The organism is Pseudokordiimonas caeni (genome assembly GCF_026719705.1).
Taxonomy (GTDB): Bacteria; Pseudomonadota; Alphaproteobacteria; order Sphingomonadales; family Kordiimonadaceae; genus Gimibacter; species Gimibacter caeni.
In genome coordinates this window covers 448,406-463,020 of record NZ_JAPPRR010000001.1, presented here as the reverse complement: position 1 = coordinate 463,020, position 14,615 = coordinate 448,406, and the positions used below count along the sequence as shown (strand labels likewise).

13 protein-coding genes are annotated in these 14,615 nt (G+C 62.4%); 7 read left to right on the top strand and 6 right to left on the bottom strand.

Features of this window, described 5'->3' with window-relative positions:
* Window positions 1-84: 84 nt before the first annotated feature.
* The 3 genes from OU694_RS01920 (at window position 85) to OU694_RS01910 (ending at window position 4,745) form a co-directional block, all read left to right on the top strand.
* A complete protein-coding gene (locus tag OU694_RS01920) occupies window positions 85-708 on the top strand; it encodes a hypothetical protein (protein WP_308909321.1) in 624 nt (207 codons plus the stop codon).
* A 90-nt stretch (window positions 709-798) separates the two neighbouring features.
* Window positions 799-4,395, top strand: a complete 3,597-nt coding sequence (locus OU694_RS01915) for a hydantoinase B/oxoprolinase family protein (RefSeq protein WP_308909320.1) — start codon at window positions 799-801, stop codon at window positions 4,393-4,395.
* Window positions 4,392-4,745 carry an antibiotic biosynthesis monooxygenase family protein gene (locus OU694_RS01910; RefSeq protein WP_308909319.1) on the top strand — a complete coding sequence of 118 codons (354 nt, stop codon included), beginning with the start codon at window positions 4,392-4,394 and terminating at the stop codon, window positions 4,743-4,745. Before OU694_RS01915 ends, OU694_RS01910 begins: the two co-directional genes overlap by 4 nt.
* Window positions 4,746-4,782: 37 nt before the next feature.
* Here OU694_RS01910 and OU694_RS01905 read toward each other — a convergent pair whose 3' ends face one another.
* Both OU694_RS01905 and OU694_RS01900 read right to left on the bottom strand, forming a co-directional pair.
* Entirely contained in the window at window positions 4,783-5,733 is a 951-nt protein-coding gene (locus OU694_RS01905) for a transporter (RefSeq protein WP_308909318.1), read from the bottom strand.
* Window positions 5,734-5,799: 66 nt separating this feature from the next.
* Window positions 5,800-6,219, bottom strand: coding sequence for a hypothetical protein (locus OU694_RS01900; RefSeq protein WP_308909317.1), 420 nt, complete (start codon window positions 6,217-6,219; stop codon window positions 5,800-5,802).
* Between the two features lie 170 nt (window positions 6,220-6,389).
* Between OU694_RS01900 and OU694_RS01895 the strand changes: the two genes are divergently transcribed.
* From OU694_RS01895 to OU694_RS01885, 3 genes are all read left to right on the top strand, one after another.
* Window positions 6,390-7,724 (top strand): cytochrome P450, encoded by a 1,335-nt coding sequence (locus tag OU694_RS01895; RefSeq protein WP_308909316.1) that lies wholly within the window; start codon window positions 6,390-6,392, stop codon window positions 7,722-7,724.
* Window positions 7,725-7,730: 6 nt separating this feature from the next.
* Window positions 7,731-9,347, top strand: coding sequence for a GMC family oxidoreductase (locus tag OU694_RS01890; RefSeq protein WP_308909315.1), 1,617 nt, complete (start codon window positions 7,731-7,733; stop codon window positions 9,345-9,347).
* A gap of 76 nt (window positions 9,348-9,423) precedes the next feature.
* Complete coding sequence (locus OU694_RS01885) at window positions 9,424-9,864, top strand: universal stress protein (protein WP_308909314.1); 441 nt, start codon at window positions 9,424-9,426, stop codon at window positions 9,862-9,864.
* Window positions 9,865-9,886: 22 nt separating this feature from the next.
* On the opposite strand, the gene ggt is transcribed toward OU694_RS01885, so the two are convergent.
* A complete protein-coding gene (gene ggt, locus OU694_RS01880; protein WP_373460234.1) occupies window positions 9,887-11,626 on the bottom strand; it encodes a gamma-glutamyltransferase in 1,740 nt (579 codons plus the stop codon).
* Window positions 11,627-11,801: 175 nt separating this feature from the next.
* Between ggt and OU694_RS01875 the strand changes: the two genes are divergently transcribed.
* A complete protein-coding gene (locus tag OU694_RS01875) occupies window positions 11,802-12,185 on the top strand; it encodes a DUF423 domain-containing protein (RefSeq protein ID WP_308909312.1) in 384 nt (127 codons plus the stop codon).
* On the opposite strand, the gene OU694_RS01870 is transcribed toward OU694_RS01875, so the two are convergent.
* From OU694_RS01870 to OU694_RS01860, 3 genes are read right to left on the bottom strand one after another with little or no spacing between them, the layout of a single operon-like run.
* Window positions 12,172-13,545 carry a sensor histidine kinase gene (locus OU694_RS01870; protein WP_308909311.1) on the bottom strand — a complete coding sequence of 458 codons (1,374 nt, stop codon included), beginning with the start codon at window positions 13,543-13,545 and terminating at the stop codon, window positions 12,172-12,174. The two genes, OU694_RS01875 and OU694_RS01870, sit on opposite strands and share 14 nt — an antisense overlap.
* A complete protein-coding gene (locus tag OU694_RS01865; protein ID WP_308909310.1) occupies window positions 13,529-14,215 on the bottom strand; it encodes a response regulator transcription factor in 687 nt (228 codons plus the stop codon). The genes OU694_RS01870 and OU694_RS01865 overlap by 17 nt, the downstream gene beginning before the upstream one ends.
* 13 nt (window positions 14,216-14,228) lie before the next feature.
* Window positions 14,229-14,564 carry a PepSY domain-containing protein gene (locus OU694_RS01860; RefSeq protein WP_308909309.1) on the bottom strand — a complete coding sequence of 112 codons (336 nt, stop codon included), beginning with the start codon at window positions 14,562-14,564 and terminating at the stop codon, window positions 14,229-14,231.
* Window positions 14,565-14,615: the final 51 nt, after the last annotated feature.

The window sequence follows — 14,615 nt, the reverse complement described above, 5'->3', positions numbered from 1 at the left end:
TTGCCCATAGCGTAATGATCGGGCAATCGGGTTGGATTTCCACCGCGTGGGTCGCGCCGGAAGTCCCTTACACAGGGTGACATCATGCCTGCAGTGAACAGCTATGCCGGCTTTTCTTCGGCGCAACTGGCCAGCGAAGCACGCGCTCAGGCGGACGCCCGCAAGGCCGCCGTTCTGGCACGCCGCGAAGGTGCTGCAAACCGGTTGACCGGTGGTGGCGCGCAAGAAGCGCAGCAATCGGCACAAGCCTCACAAACCGCAACGGCGACGAAAGCAGCGCCAAACGCCACAGTGTCGCAAGTGGCCGAACAGTCGAAGACGGAAGAAAAGCAAAGCCTGCGTTCCGCCGAGGAACGCTTCGCCGAGAAGCTTTCCTCCCGCAAGGCCGCGCGCAGCAGCGCGCCTGCACCGGCAGCAAACGCCGCACCTGCAGCCTCGCAAACGCAAACGACAGCCAAGGCCTCCGAACCCGAAACCACTGGCGCGTCGGCTGCAGCAACCACGACGACCAAAAAGGCAACAACCGCTGAAGGCCGACTGGCCGAGAAGCTGGCTGCTCGTCAGGCGTCCCGCGAAACGGCGGCAAGCGACGAGCGCGACAGTCGCAGTGCGGCCGCAGAGCGGGTCGCGGAACGCCGCTCAGGCGCCGCAAACCGGCTGTCGGCCACGGCACCCGGCACGGGCGAAAAGCTCGATATCAGCGTCTGACCCTCGCGGGTGCAGCTCACTACCTGATACAAAAGCAATACTGCGATTGCGCACTGGCGTCCTGCTCCGGGCTGGCTTAGGGTAGCGCGCATGAGTGCAGATGATGGCAAATGGCAATTCTGGATCGACCGGGGCGGCACCTTCACCGATGTGATTGCGCGCAACCCGGAAGGCATCCTTTCGGCGCACAAATATCTGTCTGAAAGCCCGGGTCGCTACCGCGACGCCGCCGTTTATGCGATGCGGCAGATCATGGGAGCGGAAGCCAAATCGCCTTTCCCGGCGGAGCGCGTCGCCACCATCCGCATGGGCACCACCGTCGCCACCAATGCACTGCTCGAGCGCAAGGGATGCCGCACGGCGCTTCTCATCACACGCGGCATGGCCGATGCGTTGCTGATCGGCCAGCAGCACCGCGAAGACCTGTTCGCCCTGAAGCCCGGCCGGGCTGTTCCGCCCTATGACCTTGTTGTTGAAGCGGACGAGCGGATCGATGCTCACGGCCACATCGTCACCGAGCTTGATGCCGTTGAAGTGCGCCACGCGCTCGCCGAGGCACGCCGCCACGGCTTCACGAGCCTCGCCATCGTTTTCATGCATGGCTACCGCTACCCGGCGCACGAAGCGCTCGCCGCTGCGATCGCTGTCGACGAAGGTTTCACCCATGTGTCGGTCAGCCACAAGGTCAGCCCCCTGATGAAGCTGATTCCGCGCGGGGCCACCAGCGTGGTGGATGCCTATCTTTCCCCCGTACTCGCGCAATATGTCGGACGGCTGGAAGATGACGTCAGCGGCGCGCCGCTCTTCTTCATGCAGTCGAACGGCGGCCTGACGCGCGCCGATACCTTCAACGGCAAGGACGCCGTGCTTTCAGGCCCCGCAGGCGGTGTTGTCGCCATGGCGGAAATGGGCCGGCGAGCGGGCAAGGAACGCCTGATCGGCTTCGACATGGGCGGCACATCCACCGATGTGACCCATTATCGCGGGGCCTATGAGCGCTGTGTGGACGCAACCCTTGCCGGCATCCCGGTCAGCGTGCCCATGCTGTCGATCGAGACGGTGGCGGCGGGTGGCGGCTCAATCTGCCGGTTCGAGGACGGCCGCTTTCGGGTCGGTCCGGAATCAGCGGGCGCTTACCCTGGCCCCGCGAGCTATGGCTTTGATGGCCCCGCCACGGTCACCGATTGCAATGTGGTGCTGGGCAAATTGCAGCCTGATCTTTTCCCCGCCGTTTTTGGCCCGCACGGCAATGCCCCGCTTGATGTGGATGCCGCCCGCCAGCGTTTCACCGAAATTGCCGACAGGATCGAAGCCGAAACCGGCAAGCGTATGGAGATCGAAGCCATCGCCGAAGGCTTCCTTGATGTGGCGGTGGAGCATATGGGCCGGGCGATCCGCCGCATTTCGGTGGCGCGCGGGCATGACGTGACGGGCTACAGCCTTCTGACCTTCGGCGGTGCCGGTGGGCAGCATGCCTGCCTGCTCGCCGCATCGCTCCATATGGACAGTGTCGTGATCCCGCCCTTCGCAGGTGTTCTCTCGGCCCTTGGCATGGGTCTCGCTGACCTCAAGGCCCTGCGCACCGCTGCGGTTGAAGCGCCGATCGAGGCCGAAAGCGACCTTAGCGGCATCGTACAGGACCTCAAGGAAACGGTCACCGACACACTCGTTTCGCAGGGTGTGCCGCGCGGCGAACTGGCCCTGCGGATCGACGCGCGCCTCAAATACAAAGGGTCCGACACCACCCTGCCCATCGCCTATGGCAGTGCGGCCGAAATGCGCTCGGCCTTCAGCGCCGCCCACGCCGAAGCCTATGGCTTCACCGAAGATGATCGGCCCATCCTTGTGGAAGCGGTGGAGGTGGAGGCCTCTGGCGGCGGTTATGAAGGCACGCTTGAGGCTGCCATGGAACATGCCGCCAGGGCACATGAACCGCGCCAGATTTACATGGCCGGCAAGCATCGCACCGTGCCGGTGATCGATCGCCGCAGCATCACGCCAGGCACGCCGCTTGATGGCCCGGCGATCATCCTTGAAAACGGCAGCACCACCGTGCTGGAGCCTGGCTGGCGGGCCGAACGCACGGACGACGACCAATTGCTGCTGACACGGACGGCCGCAACCAACCGGCGCGGCATCTCGCTTCAAGAAGCGGACCCTGTACTGCTTGAGGTCTTCAACAATCTTTTCATGTCGGTTGCCGAGGATATGGGCGGCGTACTGGCCCGCACCGCGCATTCGGTGAATATCAAGGAACGACTCGATTTTTCCTGCGCTGTATTCGACAGCGAAGGCGAACTCATTGCCAACGCCCCGCACATGCCGGTGCACCTGGGCAGCATGGGCGCGAGCGTGAAGGCGGTGATCGCTGCCAATGGCGCCACCATGCGGCAGGGCGACGCCTTCATGACCAACGACCCCTATCATGGTGGCACCCACTTGCCGGATATCACGGTCGTCACGCCTGTGTGGCTGAACCCTGACGAGCCGCCGCGTTTCTATGTTGCCTCCCGCGGGCATCATGCCGATATCGGCGGCATCACGCCGGGCTCGATGCCGCCGAATTCGACCAGCATCACGGAAGAAGGCATTGCCTTTGCCAGCACCGCGCTTGTGGAAGCCGGCAAGTTTCGGGAAAGCGCCATCCGCAAGCTTCTGGCCGCTGGCCCGCACCCGGCCCGCAACCCGGACCAGAATATTGCTGACCTCAAGGCCCAGATCGCCGCCAACCGGCGTGGCATCGATGGCGTCCTCCGGCTCGTTGGCGAGTTCGGCGCACCGGTCGTTGATGCCTATATGCAGCATGTGCAGGACAATGCCGAGGAAGCCGTGCGCCGCGCCATCGAACGGCTGACGGACGGCGAAGTGAGCTACCCGATGGATTGCGGCATCACCATAAAGGTGAAGGTGCGCGTGGACCGCGAGGCACGCGGCGTGACGGTCGATTTCACCGGCACGAGCGGCCTCAGCCCCACCAATTTCAACGCGCCGCTGGCGGTTACCCGCGCCGCCGTTCTTTACGTCTTCCGCCTGCTGGCGGGCAGCGATATCCCGTTGAATGCCGGCTGCATGAAGCCGATCCGGCTGATCGTGCCCGCCGGCTGCTGCCTGAACCCCGAGCCGCCCGCTGCTGTGGTGGCCGGCAATGTTGAAACGAGCCAGGCGGTGACGAACGCGCTTCTGATGGCGACGGGTGTGATGGCGGCAAGCCAGGGCACCATGAACAACCTGACCTTCGGCAATGCCCGCCACCAATATTATGAAACCATCGGCGGCGGCACCGGCGCGGGCGCCACCTTCGACGGCGCCGATGCCATCCAGTCGCACATGACGAACAGCCGCTTGACCGACCCCGAAGTGCTGGAATGGCGCTATCCGGTGCGGGTCGAACATTTTGGCGTTCGGCGCGGATCGGGCGGTGCGGGGCGGCATCAGGGCGGCAACGGCATCGTCCGCGAAATCCGCTTCCTTGAAGCCATGGATGTATCGATCCTGTCCGGCCACCGCCAGATCGCCCCGCCCGGCCTGATGGGCGGCGATCCCGGCATGATCGGCCATACCCATATCCTTCGCGCAAGTGGCGCGATTGATGAGCTTGGCGCCACCGGTAGCGCCAGTGTGGAACCCGGCGACCGCATCAGGGTCGAAACCCCCGGCGGCGGCGGATATGGAGAGAAAGAAGAATGAGCAGTCACGGCAGCCCCCTCGCCCGCACCCCCGAACCACCTTATTACGCAGTCATATTCTCGAACATCCGCAACGACGCCGAGCCCGACGCCTATGCCCAGACGGCCGAAGCGATGGTCGAACTGGCGGCACAGCAGGATGGCTATCTGGGCGTTGAAAGCGTGCGCGACACCGAAGGTGTCGGCATCACCGTCAGCTACTGGCGGGACGAGGCCGCCATCAAGGCCTGGAAGAAAAACGCCGACCACCGCGCCGCGCAAGCCGCTGGCCAGAAACGCTGGTACCGCGCCTATATCACCCGTGTCGCGAAGGTGGAACGCACCTACGCTCTCGGCCTCGACGACATCTGAGAAAAAGGCGCCGGAAGCCCCGGCGCCTTGTCTTTTGTTACCAGGCGAGCTGCCAGCCGAGCGTCAGCGATGTATCGGGCTTCAGCGGCCGCCAGCCACGATCCCCGCCGACCGGCAGGCCGACCTCGACCGCGAAACGGTTACCCTTGAGCGCGCCCGAGCGGATCACATAATTGAACCCGCCAAGAAGCGTCGTCTGCGTAGAGGTTTCACCGCCCATCACCATGGCTGACTTCAGCGGCTTGTCCCACGCCTGCGCAACACGGACGGAAGCGCTGAGATTATCGACAAGCGTATAGGATGCCCAGGCCGTCGCCTTATACTGGTCGCCGGTCTTTTCACCGTAATCATTGTGATCAAGATAGAGGTCAGCGGCCGCTTGCAGGCCAAGTGACCAGCCCTCGCCGAACCGCACATAGGTCGCGGCCGGCGTGAAAGCATAGGATCCGGTGCCCGGCTGCATGCTGGCCATCAACCGGGTGCCCGCGTCGCTCTCGAGGCCGTTCTTGCCGGTCGGCAGGGTGATGCCGGCCTTCAGGAGGAAACGATTTTCCTTATCGGCGATGACCGGAAACAGCGCGTTCAGCTTCAGGTCGCCAATACCTTTTGCCGACATTTCGCTTTCCATCGTGCCGCCCATCATCCCGCCCATGGGCATCGCCATCGTTATGTCGCGATCGGCCCACGAAAGGCCAGCCGTGAGGGTGACCCAGTCGGCGGGCGCATACATCATCCCGGCCATCACCATGGTGCCCGACATTTTCTGGGCGCCGGTCGCCATCCGGGGATCGTCCATCGACATCAGCATCAGGCGGGCCGAGGCCATCCACTCACCCTTGCGGTGGAAATGATCGGCCATCACACCGATCGGGGCGTGGTCGTCCACGCGGGCACTATAACCATCACCGTCATGGGCGGTGGCTGCAGTTGAAAACAGGGCGGATGCAGCAGCCAGCATCAGGGCCGCCGAGGATTTGTTCAAAGTCATGATGTGTCTTTCTTTCAAAGGAATAGGCCCGGCTGCGGATAGCGCCGGGTCGAACAGGTCGAATTCTCAGAAAGAAAGGGGCGGATCCCGCGCCGACCGGGCGGCCGGGGCAATACCGACGAGATGCCGCAAGGCAGCCGGCAAGACCGAGAGGCTGCCTACAATCTGCGGCAAGGAAAGGATTGGCGTGACGAGGGCAACTGCGGTCGCGCCGGCGCAATCCGGGCAGGCGCCCTTGCTGTCCGTTTCGCCGTCCGAAAAGTTGCAATAGGCAAGCGACGCCGGAAGCTGGACCCGTTCGCCGTCCACCATATAGGACAAGGCAGCGGGCCGGGCACCGAGCAGCTGGTTGTCGCCAGCCATCACGCTGGCACCGACGATTCCCTGCCAGAGCACGAGCATCGCCACCGCAAAAATCGGCATCCGGGCATGCAGGAGGCGCATCAGCTTGGCGGCATGGCGCATTTGGGAATCGAAGGCGTGCATGTTGGTGCCTCTAGCGCGGCCTTTGCATCCTTGCAAGTTTTCTGAAAGCGGCACATCGTCACACCCGGAAGGGCCGCGTAAAAGAATTGACAGGCCCGCAGGCTCGCCTACACTCATTTACTGGACTTTACAGTCCAAGAAGGCCGGTCTGACATGCAAGGGAGGGCATTATGACAGCGCGCCAAGCCAGACTTGAAGATATTCCGGGGGATCGCGGCTTGCCGATCCTCGGCCACACGCTTGAACTTCTGAGAGACTCGGAAGCTTACGGCAAGCGGATGCGCCAGCAATATGGGTCCGTGTACCGGTCGAACGCCTTTTTCCATGATCAGGTGAATATGCTGAGCCCCGAGGCGAACGAGTTCGTCCTCATGGACAAGGGCCGCAATTTCTCGAGCGAGGGGGGCTGGAACAATTATCTGGTCCGCCTGTTCCCGCGCGGCCTGATGCTGATGGATTTCGACGAGCACAAGGCCCACCGCCACATCATGGCTGCCGCCTTCAAAACGGGCCCGATGCAAGGCTATATGGACCGGCTGAATGACGAGATCCCGAAGCGCATCGCGCGCTGGGGCGAGATGAAGCATTTCGCCTTTTATCCCGCGATCAAACAGCTGACGCTTGATATGGCCTCCGCCGTTTTCCTCGGCATCGATCCCGATAGCGAGGACAACAAGAAAATCTTCCATGCCATGACCGATATGGTCCTTGCCGCTGTTGCTGTCGTGCGCGTGCCGATCCCCGGCACCCAGATGGCGAAGGGCGTAAAGGGCCGCAAGTTCATTGTGGACTATCTGCGCGGCCTGATCCCCGAACGGCGCGGCCGCGAAGGCACCGACATGTTCACCCAGCTGGTGAATGCGAAGGACGAAAACGGCAATGCCTTCACCGATCAGGAGGTGATCGACCATATGATCTTCATGTGGCTTGCCGCCCATGACACCATCACCTCGTCTGTCACAACGCTTGTATACGAGCTCGGCCGCCATACCGACTGGCAGGACAAGCTCCGCGAGGAAATTGCCGCGCTTGGCCTCAACGAAGGCCGCCTGCCCTATGACCGGATGGGCGAACTGACGCTGACGGAATATGCCTTCAAGGAAGCCCTGCGCATGAACCCGCCGGTGCCCGCGATGCCACGCAAGACTGTGCGTGATGTGGAATTCGCCGGCTATACGATCCCTAAGGGCACCACGGTCGGCATCAGTGCGGTTTACACGCACCGGAGCGAGGAATTGTGGCCGGAACCCGGGAAGTTCGATCCGCTGCGCTTCACGCCCGAAAACAGCAAGGGCCGGCACAAATATGCCTGGATTCCCTTCGGGGGTGGTGCCCACATGTGCCTCGGGCTCCACTTCGCCTATATGCAGGCGAAAGTGCTGATGGCCCACCTGCTGCCCTACTGGCGGATTGCCCTGCCCGAAGGCTATTCTACCAAATTCCAGATCCTGCCGCTGATCAGACCGGTCGACGGCCTGCCCATCACCCTCGAGCCTTTGGACTGATCCTGTATGAGTGACAAGACTTTCGATTTCATCATCGTCGGCGCTGGCTCGGCGGGATGCACCATCGCGGCGCGCCTTTCCGAAGTGCCGTCGTTCAACGTGTTGCTCATCGAGGCCGGCAAGGCATCAGGCGGATTGAAGGTCTCGATGCCCGCCATGATCGCTGAGGTGGTGCCGCCGTGCGACATCAACTGGTCCTACTGGACCGAACCGCAGAAAGCGCTGAACGGCCGCAAGCTTTTCTGGCCACGCGGCAAGGTGGTTGGTGGCTCGTCCGCCATCAACGGTATGCTTTATGTGCGCGGCCACGCCCGCGACTATGACGAATGGGCGCAGGCCGGTTGCACCGGCTGGACATGGGAAAAGGTCCTGCCCTATTTCCTGAAATCCGAAGGCAGCGACCGACCTGCGGATGAATTCCACTCAGCGGACGGCCCGCTGAAAACCACCCAGCGCACCTCCACCCATCCCCTTAACGACGCCTTCGTCGAAGCATCCAAGCAGATGGGCCTGCCGCAAACCGACGATTTCAACGGCCCGCAGCAGGAAGGTGTGGGCCCTTACGACCAGACGATCCATGACGGCCGCCGCATGACGGTTGCCCGTGCCTATCTTGAAACCGCGAAAGACCGCCCGAACCTGACGATTCTCTCGGAAGCGCAGGTCCGCCGTGTGGTGTTCGATGGCAAGCGCGCCACAGGGGTGGAACTCAGCCGCCGGGGCGCCGTCGAGACCTACACGGCTGCGCGCGAGGTGATCCTGGCAGGCGGCGCCATCAACAGCCCGCAACTGTTGCAGCTTTCAGGCGTCGGCGACCCCGACGATATCAAGCCGCACGGGATCGAGGTCGTGCATGCCATGAAGGGCGTTGGCAAGAATATGCAGGACCACCTGGACGTCAATGTGAACGCCCACCTGAAGGACCCGATCTCGATGATGCGCTACCAGAAGCCGGTAGCGGGCCTTATCGAGATGGCCAAATGGTTCCTGCACAAGCCCGGCGCGCTATCCGACTGCGTGACACCGGTCGGGGCTTTCCTGAAAACCGATCCCGCACTCGAACGGCCCGACATCCAGTTCCATATCATGCTGGCGATGGCGGACGTGCCCCACGGCTTTGAAAAGCCGCACGAGCACGGCATGGGTATCCATATGTGTCAGCTTCGCCCGCACAGCCGCGGTACCATCGGCCTGCAGAGCGCCGATCCGCTGGCGCCCGCGAAAATCGATCCCGGCTACCTGAGCGAGGCCGAAGACCTGCGCGTGATGCGCGAAGGCGTGAAGCTTGTCCGCCGCATGTACCGGCAGCCCGCGCTCGCGGCCTTCATCGCGCGTGAGAAAGACCCGTGGCACGGCATCGATATCGATGATGACGCCGGCACGGATGCTGCGATCCGCGATCTGGCTGAGACGATCTATCACCCCGTTGGTACCTGCGCCATGGGCCCGGCCGACAATACCACAAGCGTGGTGGACCCGGAACTGAAGGTCGTTGGTCTCACCGGCCTGCGGGTTGCCGACGCCTCGGTCATGCCGCGTCTGATTGGCGGCAATACCAACGCGCCCACAATCATGATCGCCGAACGCTGCGCCGATTTCATCAAGGCCGCCTATCGCGCCTGAAATTGATCTTGCGCAAAAAGCCCCCTCCCTTTCGCTGTTAGCTTGATACCAGTCAAACAGCGAAAGGGAAGTTTCAATGGCTAAGCATCAACTTTACATGGTCGCCGTGGATGGCAGTGAGTGGGGGGAACGCGCGACGGACAAGGCCGTCTCGCTTGCCAAGCAGACCGGCGCCGAAGTGCGCTTGGTCACTGTCATTCCCTGGTCGGGCATCCAGCCGCTGTCGGTCGAAGAGATCGCAGCCCGGCCGCTGGAAAAGGCGGGCGAGGAAGCCCGCGCCAGCAGTGAAATCCTTGATCCGCTCGTCGCCAAGCACAAGGCAAGCGGCGTGACCATCACCAAGGAATTTCACTGGGGGCATCCCGTTGACGTGCTGAAGAAGCGCATCAAGGAAGAAAAGGCCGTGATGGCCTTTGTGGGCCGTCGTGGACGGTCCCGGGTTGCCGACCTGCTGTTGGGCAGTGTGGCCAACTCGTTGGCGCACACGGTCGGCATCCCGATCGTTCTGGTTCCGTAATAGAAAACCGCAGGGCGGCCGGTCAGTATCCGGCCGCCATCCCGTCCTTGCGCATTTCGCTGGCACCCCAGTAAACGCCGGTTTCCGGATCGCGCAGAATGGCCTGATAGCCACCATAGGGCCCCTTCGAATAGGACACATTGTGACCGCGCGCCTTCAGCGCATCCGCCACCGCCTGCGGTACACCGGTTTCAAGCTGCAGTTCGCCGCCGTCCGTCATCCGTTTCAGCACGTCAGGCTCGGTCGAACCCGTGTGGTAGTAACGCGCCGCATCGCCCGCTTCCTGCACATTCATGCCGAAATCGACGATATTGGCCACGATCTGCACATGCCCCTGCGGCTGCATGTCACCGCCCATCAGGCCGAACGACAGGAGCGGCTTGCCGTCCTTGGTCATGAAGGCCGGAATGATGGTGTGGAACGGCCGCTTGCCGGGCGCGTAGGCATTCGGGTGGCTGGCATCCAGCGCGAACTGCTCGCCCCTGTCCTGAAACATGAAACCAAGGCCGTCTGCCACAAGGCCCGACCCCATACCCCGGAAGTTGGACTGGATGAGCGAAACCATCATGCCGTCCTTGTCGGCAACCGTCATATAGATCGTGTCGCCGTGCCCGAGAATCGGGTCACCCGGATCAACTTCCTTGGCGGCCTTCTTCATATCAATCAGCGCGCGGCGCTTTTCGGCATAGGCCTTGGAGAGAAGCCCCTCGACCGGCACATCAACGAAGTTCGGATCGGCATAGAAACGGGCGCGGTCTTCATAAACCAGCTTCTTGGCCTCGGCCATCACATGCAGATAATCCGCCGAATTGTGGCCCATGGCTTTCAGGTCATAGCCTTCAAGGATATTGAGCATCTGCAGGACGGCGATGCCCTGCCCGTTCGGCGGCAGTTCCCACACGTCATAACCGCGATAATTGGTCGAAACCGGCTGCACCCAATCGGCATGCTGGCTGGCGAAATCGTCCTTCGTCAGCGCGCCGCCAAGGCGTTTGAAATAGGCGACCATCGTGTCGGTCAGCGGGCCATTGTAAAAGGCGTCGCGACCACCCTTGGCGATTGCCTCAAGCGTATTGGCGAGATCGGGATTTTTGAAAATCTGGCCCTCGACCGGCGCCTTGCCATCAATCAGGTAGGTCTTGCGGTAATTGTCGATTTCCTCCAGCACGCCGGCCTCGAACTTCGCTTCGAACATCGGCTGCGAGCGCTGCATATAATAGGAAATGAGCTGGGTGACCGGATAGCCTTCCCGCGCATAATGGATGGCCGGCGCCAGATTTTCCTTCATCGGCAGCTTGCCGAACCTGCTGTGCAGGGTGAACCAGCCGTCGACTGCGCCGGGCACGGTTACCGGCAGCACGCCCCAGCCCGGAATGGCATCAAGCCCCTTGGCCTTCAGCTTGGCCTTGAGGTCATCCAGCGTCTGCCCTTTCGGGCTGTGGCCGGAGGCATTGAGACCGTGAAGTTTCTTCGTATTCGGGTCCCAGACGATGGCGAACAGGTCTCCGCCCATGCCGTTGCCCGTGGGTTCGACAAGGCCGAGGACGGCGTTTGCGGCAATCGCGGCGTCCACCGCCGTGCCACCGGCTTTCAGGATGTCGAGTGCCGCCTGTGTGGCGAGAGGCTGTGAAGTTGCGACCATACCGTTCGTCGCGAGCACGGGGCTTCGCGTTGCCCAGTCTGCCCCATTGATCCGGGTGCCGCGGTTGTCACCGCGTGCCACCAGATCGTCCGCTTTGATACTGTCCCCAAATCCGATCATCACCCCTCCGAACACGGCGAGCGCCGCAAGCAAGCGTGTCTTGCCAATCATTCTTTACCCCCTTACTGGTTTTCTTGTTTCGAACGCCATCTTAGGGACCATGTCCCGCGATGGCGATAAAAGTTGTACGAAACTAAACGAACCTCCGATGTCGAAAGATAATAGGATACCCCTCATGATGCCACGCCGCATACTCGCCCTTGCTGCCTTTTTGGCGGCCCTTGCCACCTTCGCCGCTTCCGCGGGCAGCCATGCACTGCCTGCTGACGTCAGCGAAAAAGGCAGGGACTGGTGGGACATGGCGGTTCGCATGCAGTATCTGCACAGCTTCGCGCTGGTCGCTGCCGCATTCGCATCCACGCTTTCGGCAAGCCCCCTGATCGGCTACTCGGTTTGGGCGTTCGTGTTCGGGATTCTGGCTTTTTCGGGCAGCCTTTACTGGCTGGCGCTCAATGGCCCCGGCAGCTTGGGCGCCGCGCACTGGATCACGCCGCTTGGTGGCCTCGCTTTCATCACAGGTTGGCTGACGCTCGGGGTCGGGGTGCTCAGGAAGGGATAAGTTTGCCCGGCAGGCGCAAGACGATGGCAAGCCCGCCAAGGGTGGCATGTTCCGGCCACGCCGTACCGCCATACATATCGACGATATCGCGCACGATGGCGAGGCCAAGGCCCGTGCCCTGCACATGCTCATCCAGCCGCCGTCCGCGCTCGAAAAGGACGGGCCACTGATCTTCGGCCACACCGGGGCCGTCGTCTTCCACCCGGATTTCCAGCATCGGGCGTGGCAGGTCTTTCTCCACAAGCCTGACACTGACCGAAACCTTGCCTTCCGACCATTTGCCGGCGTTATCCATCAGGTTGCCGAGCATTTCGTCGAAATCCTCGCGCTCGCCGTCGAAGCCAAGGGCGGGCGCGCAATCGACATTCATCTCGATATCCTTGTGCCGGTGCATGGCGGCAATCGCCTTGGCCAGCTTGTCGAGCCGCTCGCGCACCGGCAGCCCCGGCCCGCTGCCGCCACCGGCAATGCGGGCACGTTTCAGGTGATGGTCGATATGGCTTTTGATATCCCGCGCCGCGCGGCCGACGGTGGCACCACGAGTGCTCTTGTCGGCGTCGGCTTCATTGAGGATCACGGCGAGCGGCGTTTTCAGCGCATGGGCCAGATTGCCCACATGGGTACGCGCGCGGGCGACGAGCTTTTCATTCTGGTCGATCAGCGCATTGATCTCGGCAGCCAGCGGCTGCAGGTCGGCGGGCCAATCGCCCGGCAATCGCGCCTCGCGGCCCGCCCGCACATCGGCCAGACTTTTGCCAATAGTCCTGAGTGGGCGCAGGCCATAGGCAACCTGCAGTACGAGCGCCGCTGTCAGCGTCCCCATGATGAGCCCCAGGGCCTGAAGCAGCAGTTGGTTGAAGCGTTCGATAGCGGCCTGCACCTCGCCCAGGTCGCTTGCCACCTGATAGCGGAAAATACGGTCAGCTTCCGGCAGGATGATATCCCGCTCAGCAACCCTCAGGCGCTGGCCGTCCGGCCCCGGAGCTTCCTCGATATGCAGGGTGAAGACACGGTCAGCATGCACATTGCCAAGCTCGAAATCCCACAGGGACCGCGACCGGAACGGCGGCGCACCCTCTTCTGATACCTGCCAGTAAAGGCCCGAATAGGGTGTGGCAAAACGTTCGTCGACAAGCGGCCGGTTGAAGCGCAGCACACCATCGGGGCCGACCTCGCTGGAGCCCACAAGGGTGTCCAGCAGCACCGAAAGGCGTTCGTCCACATCCTGCAGCACATAGGACCGGAAGGCAGCAGACAGGACAAAACCGCCCACCGTCAGCGCCACCGCCGACCACAGGAAGGCGGAAACGAGCAGGCGGCCGGTCAGTGTCCTGAAAAAGTGCCTAAGCCGTGCGAGCACCCGCACCTTCCCCCTGCCAGTCCAGTTGGTATCCAAGCCCGCGCACCGTATGCACGATCTCGATCCCGAGCTTCTTGCGGATACGGTTTACGAAAACCTCGATCGTGTTCGAATCGCGGTCGAAATCCTGATCATAGATATGCTCGGTCAATTCGGTGCGTGAAATCACCTTGCCCTGATGGTGCATCATATAGGCCAGAAGTTTGAATTCCTGCGCCGTCAGCTTCACCGCCTTGCCTTCCACGCTGACCTTTCCCGAACGGGTATCGAGCGTGAGAGGGCCGATGGTGAGCGTCGCCGACGCCTGCCCCGCCGCGCGCCGAATAAGCGCGCGCAGGCGGGCCAGCAACTCTTCCATCATGAAGGGTTTGGTCAGGTAATCGTCTGCACCGGCGTCCAGTCCTTCAACCTTGTCGGTCCAGCCATCGCGGGCGGTGAGGATCAGGACGGGCATCACTTTGCCGTCGCTGCGCCAGCGTTTGAGGATACTGTGGCCGTCAAGGACCGGCAGGCCGAGATCAAGCACCACGGCGTCGTAGGGCTCGGTATCGCCCAGGAAATGGCCGTCCTCGCCGTCCGCCGTGTGGTCAACGGCATAGCCCGCTTCCACAAGGCTGTCTCGCATCTGGCGAGCCAGTGCTTCATCGTCCTCGACAATCAGGATGCGCATATGGGGGCTCCTATCAGCGTGCCTTGAGTATCTTGCCGGTGGCCGCATCCACGAGCACGAAGGCCACCTTGCCATCCCGGCCCATGACCCGAAGCTCGTAAACCCAGCCCGTATTGGTGTGCCGCAGGCGCTGGCCTACCACCTTGCCGCCAAGCTGCGCTTCGGTGCGCTTCTTGATCTCGTGGTAAGGCAGCACATCGCCGCGCTTCTGTGCGGCAAGCGCTTCGTCCTGCTCGGTCTGCGCACGGTTGCCACCGCGCTGCTGCGCCTCGGCAGCGACAGTCGAAAGGGGGGCGACAAGTGCGAGAGCAACAAAAGCGAGCCACATTTTTCGGATAAACGTCATCATGCGTTATACTTTCGGGCCTTGCGGCTGAATGGATGATGAACCGGATTTGAT

What these genes read in the sequence shown, in the direction of transcription:
- OU694_RS01860 (WP_308909309.1), bottom strand. Translation starts at nt 14,564, where the DNA reads ATGATGACGTTTATCCGAAAAATGTGGCTCGCTTTTGTTGCTCTCGCA.
- OU694_RS01900 (WP_308909317.1), bottom strand. Translation starts at nt 6,219, where the DNA reads ATGCACGCCTTCGATTCCCAAATGCGCCATGCCGCCAAGCTGATGCGC.
- OU694_RS01920 (WP_308909321.1), top strand. Translation starts at nt 85, where the DNA reads ATGCCTGCAGTGAACAGCTATGCCGGCTTTTCTTCGGCGCAACTGGCC.
- ggt (WP_373460234.1), bottom strand. Translation starts at nt 11,626, where the DNA reads ATGATCGGATTTGGGGACAGTATCAAAGCGGACGATCTGGTGGCACGC.
- OU694_RS01910 (WP_308909319.1), top strand. Translation starts at nt 4,392, where the DNA reads ATGAGCAGTCACGGCAGCCCCCTCGCCCGCACCCCCGAACCACCTTAT.
- OU694_RS01885 (WP_308909314.1), top strand. Translation starts at nt 9,424, where the DNA reads ATGGCTAAGCATCAACTTTACATGGTCGCCGTGGATGGCAGTGAGTGG.
- OU694_RS01865 (WP_308909310.1), bottom strand. Translation starts at nt 14,215, where the DNA reads ATGCGCATCCTGATTGTCGAGGACGATGAAGCACTGGCTCGCCAGATG.
- OU694_RS01915 (WP_308909320.1), top strand. Translation starts at nt 799, where the DNA reads ATGAGTGCAGATGATGGCAAATGGCAATTCTGGATCGACCGGGGCGGC.
- OU694_RS01875 (WP_308909312.1), top strand. Translation starts at nt 11,802, where the DNA reads ATGATGCCACGCCGCATACTCGCCCTTGCTGCCTTTTTGGCGGCCCTT.
- OU694_RS01890 (WP_308909315.1), top strand. Translation starts at nt 7,731, where the DNA reads ATGAGTGACAAGACTTTCGATTTCATCATCGTCGGCGCTGGCTCGGCG.
- OU694_RS01895 (WP_308909316.1), top strand. Translation starts at nt 6,390, where the DNA reads ATGACAGCGCGCCAAGCCAGACTTGAAGATATTCCGGGGGATCGCGGC.
- OU694_RS01905 (WP_308909318.1), bottom strand. Translation starts at nt 5,733, where the DNA reads ATGACTTTGAACAAATCCTCGGCGGCCCTGATGCTGGCTGCTGCATCC.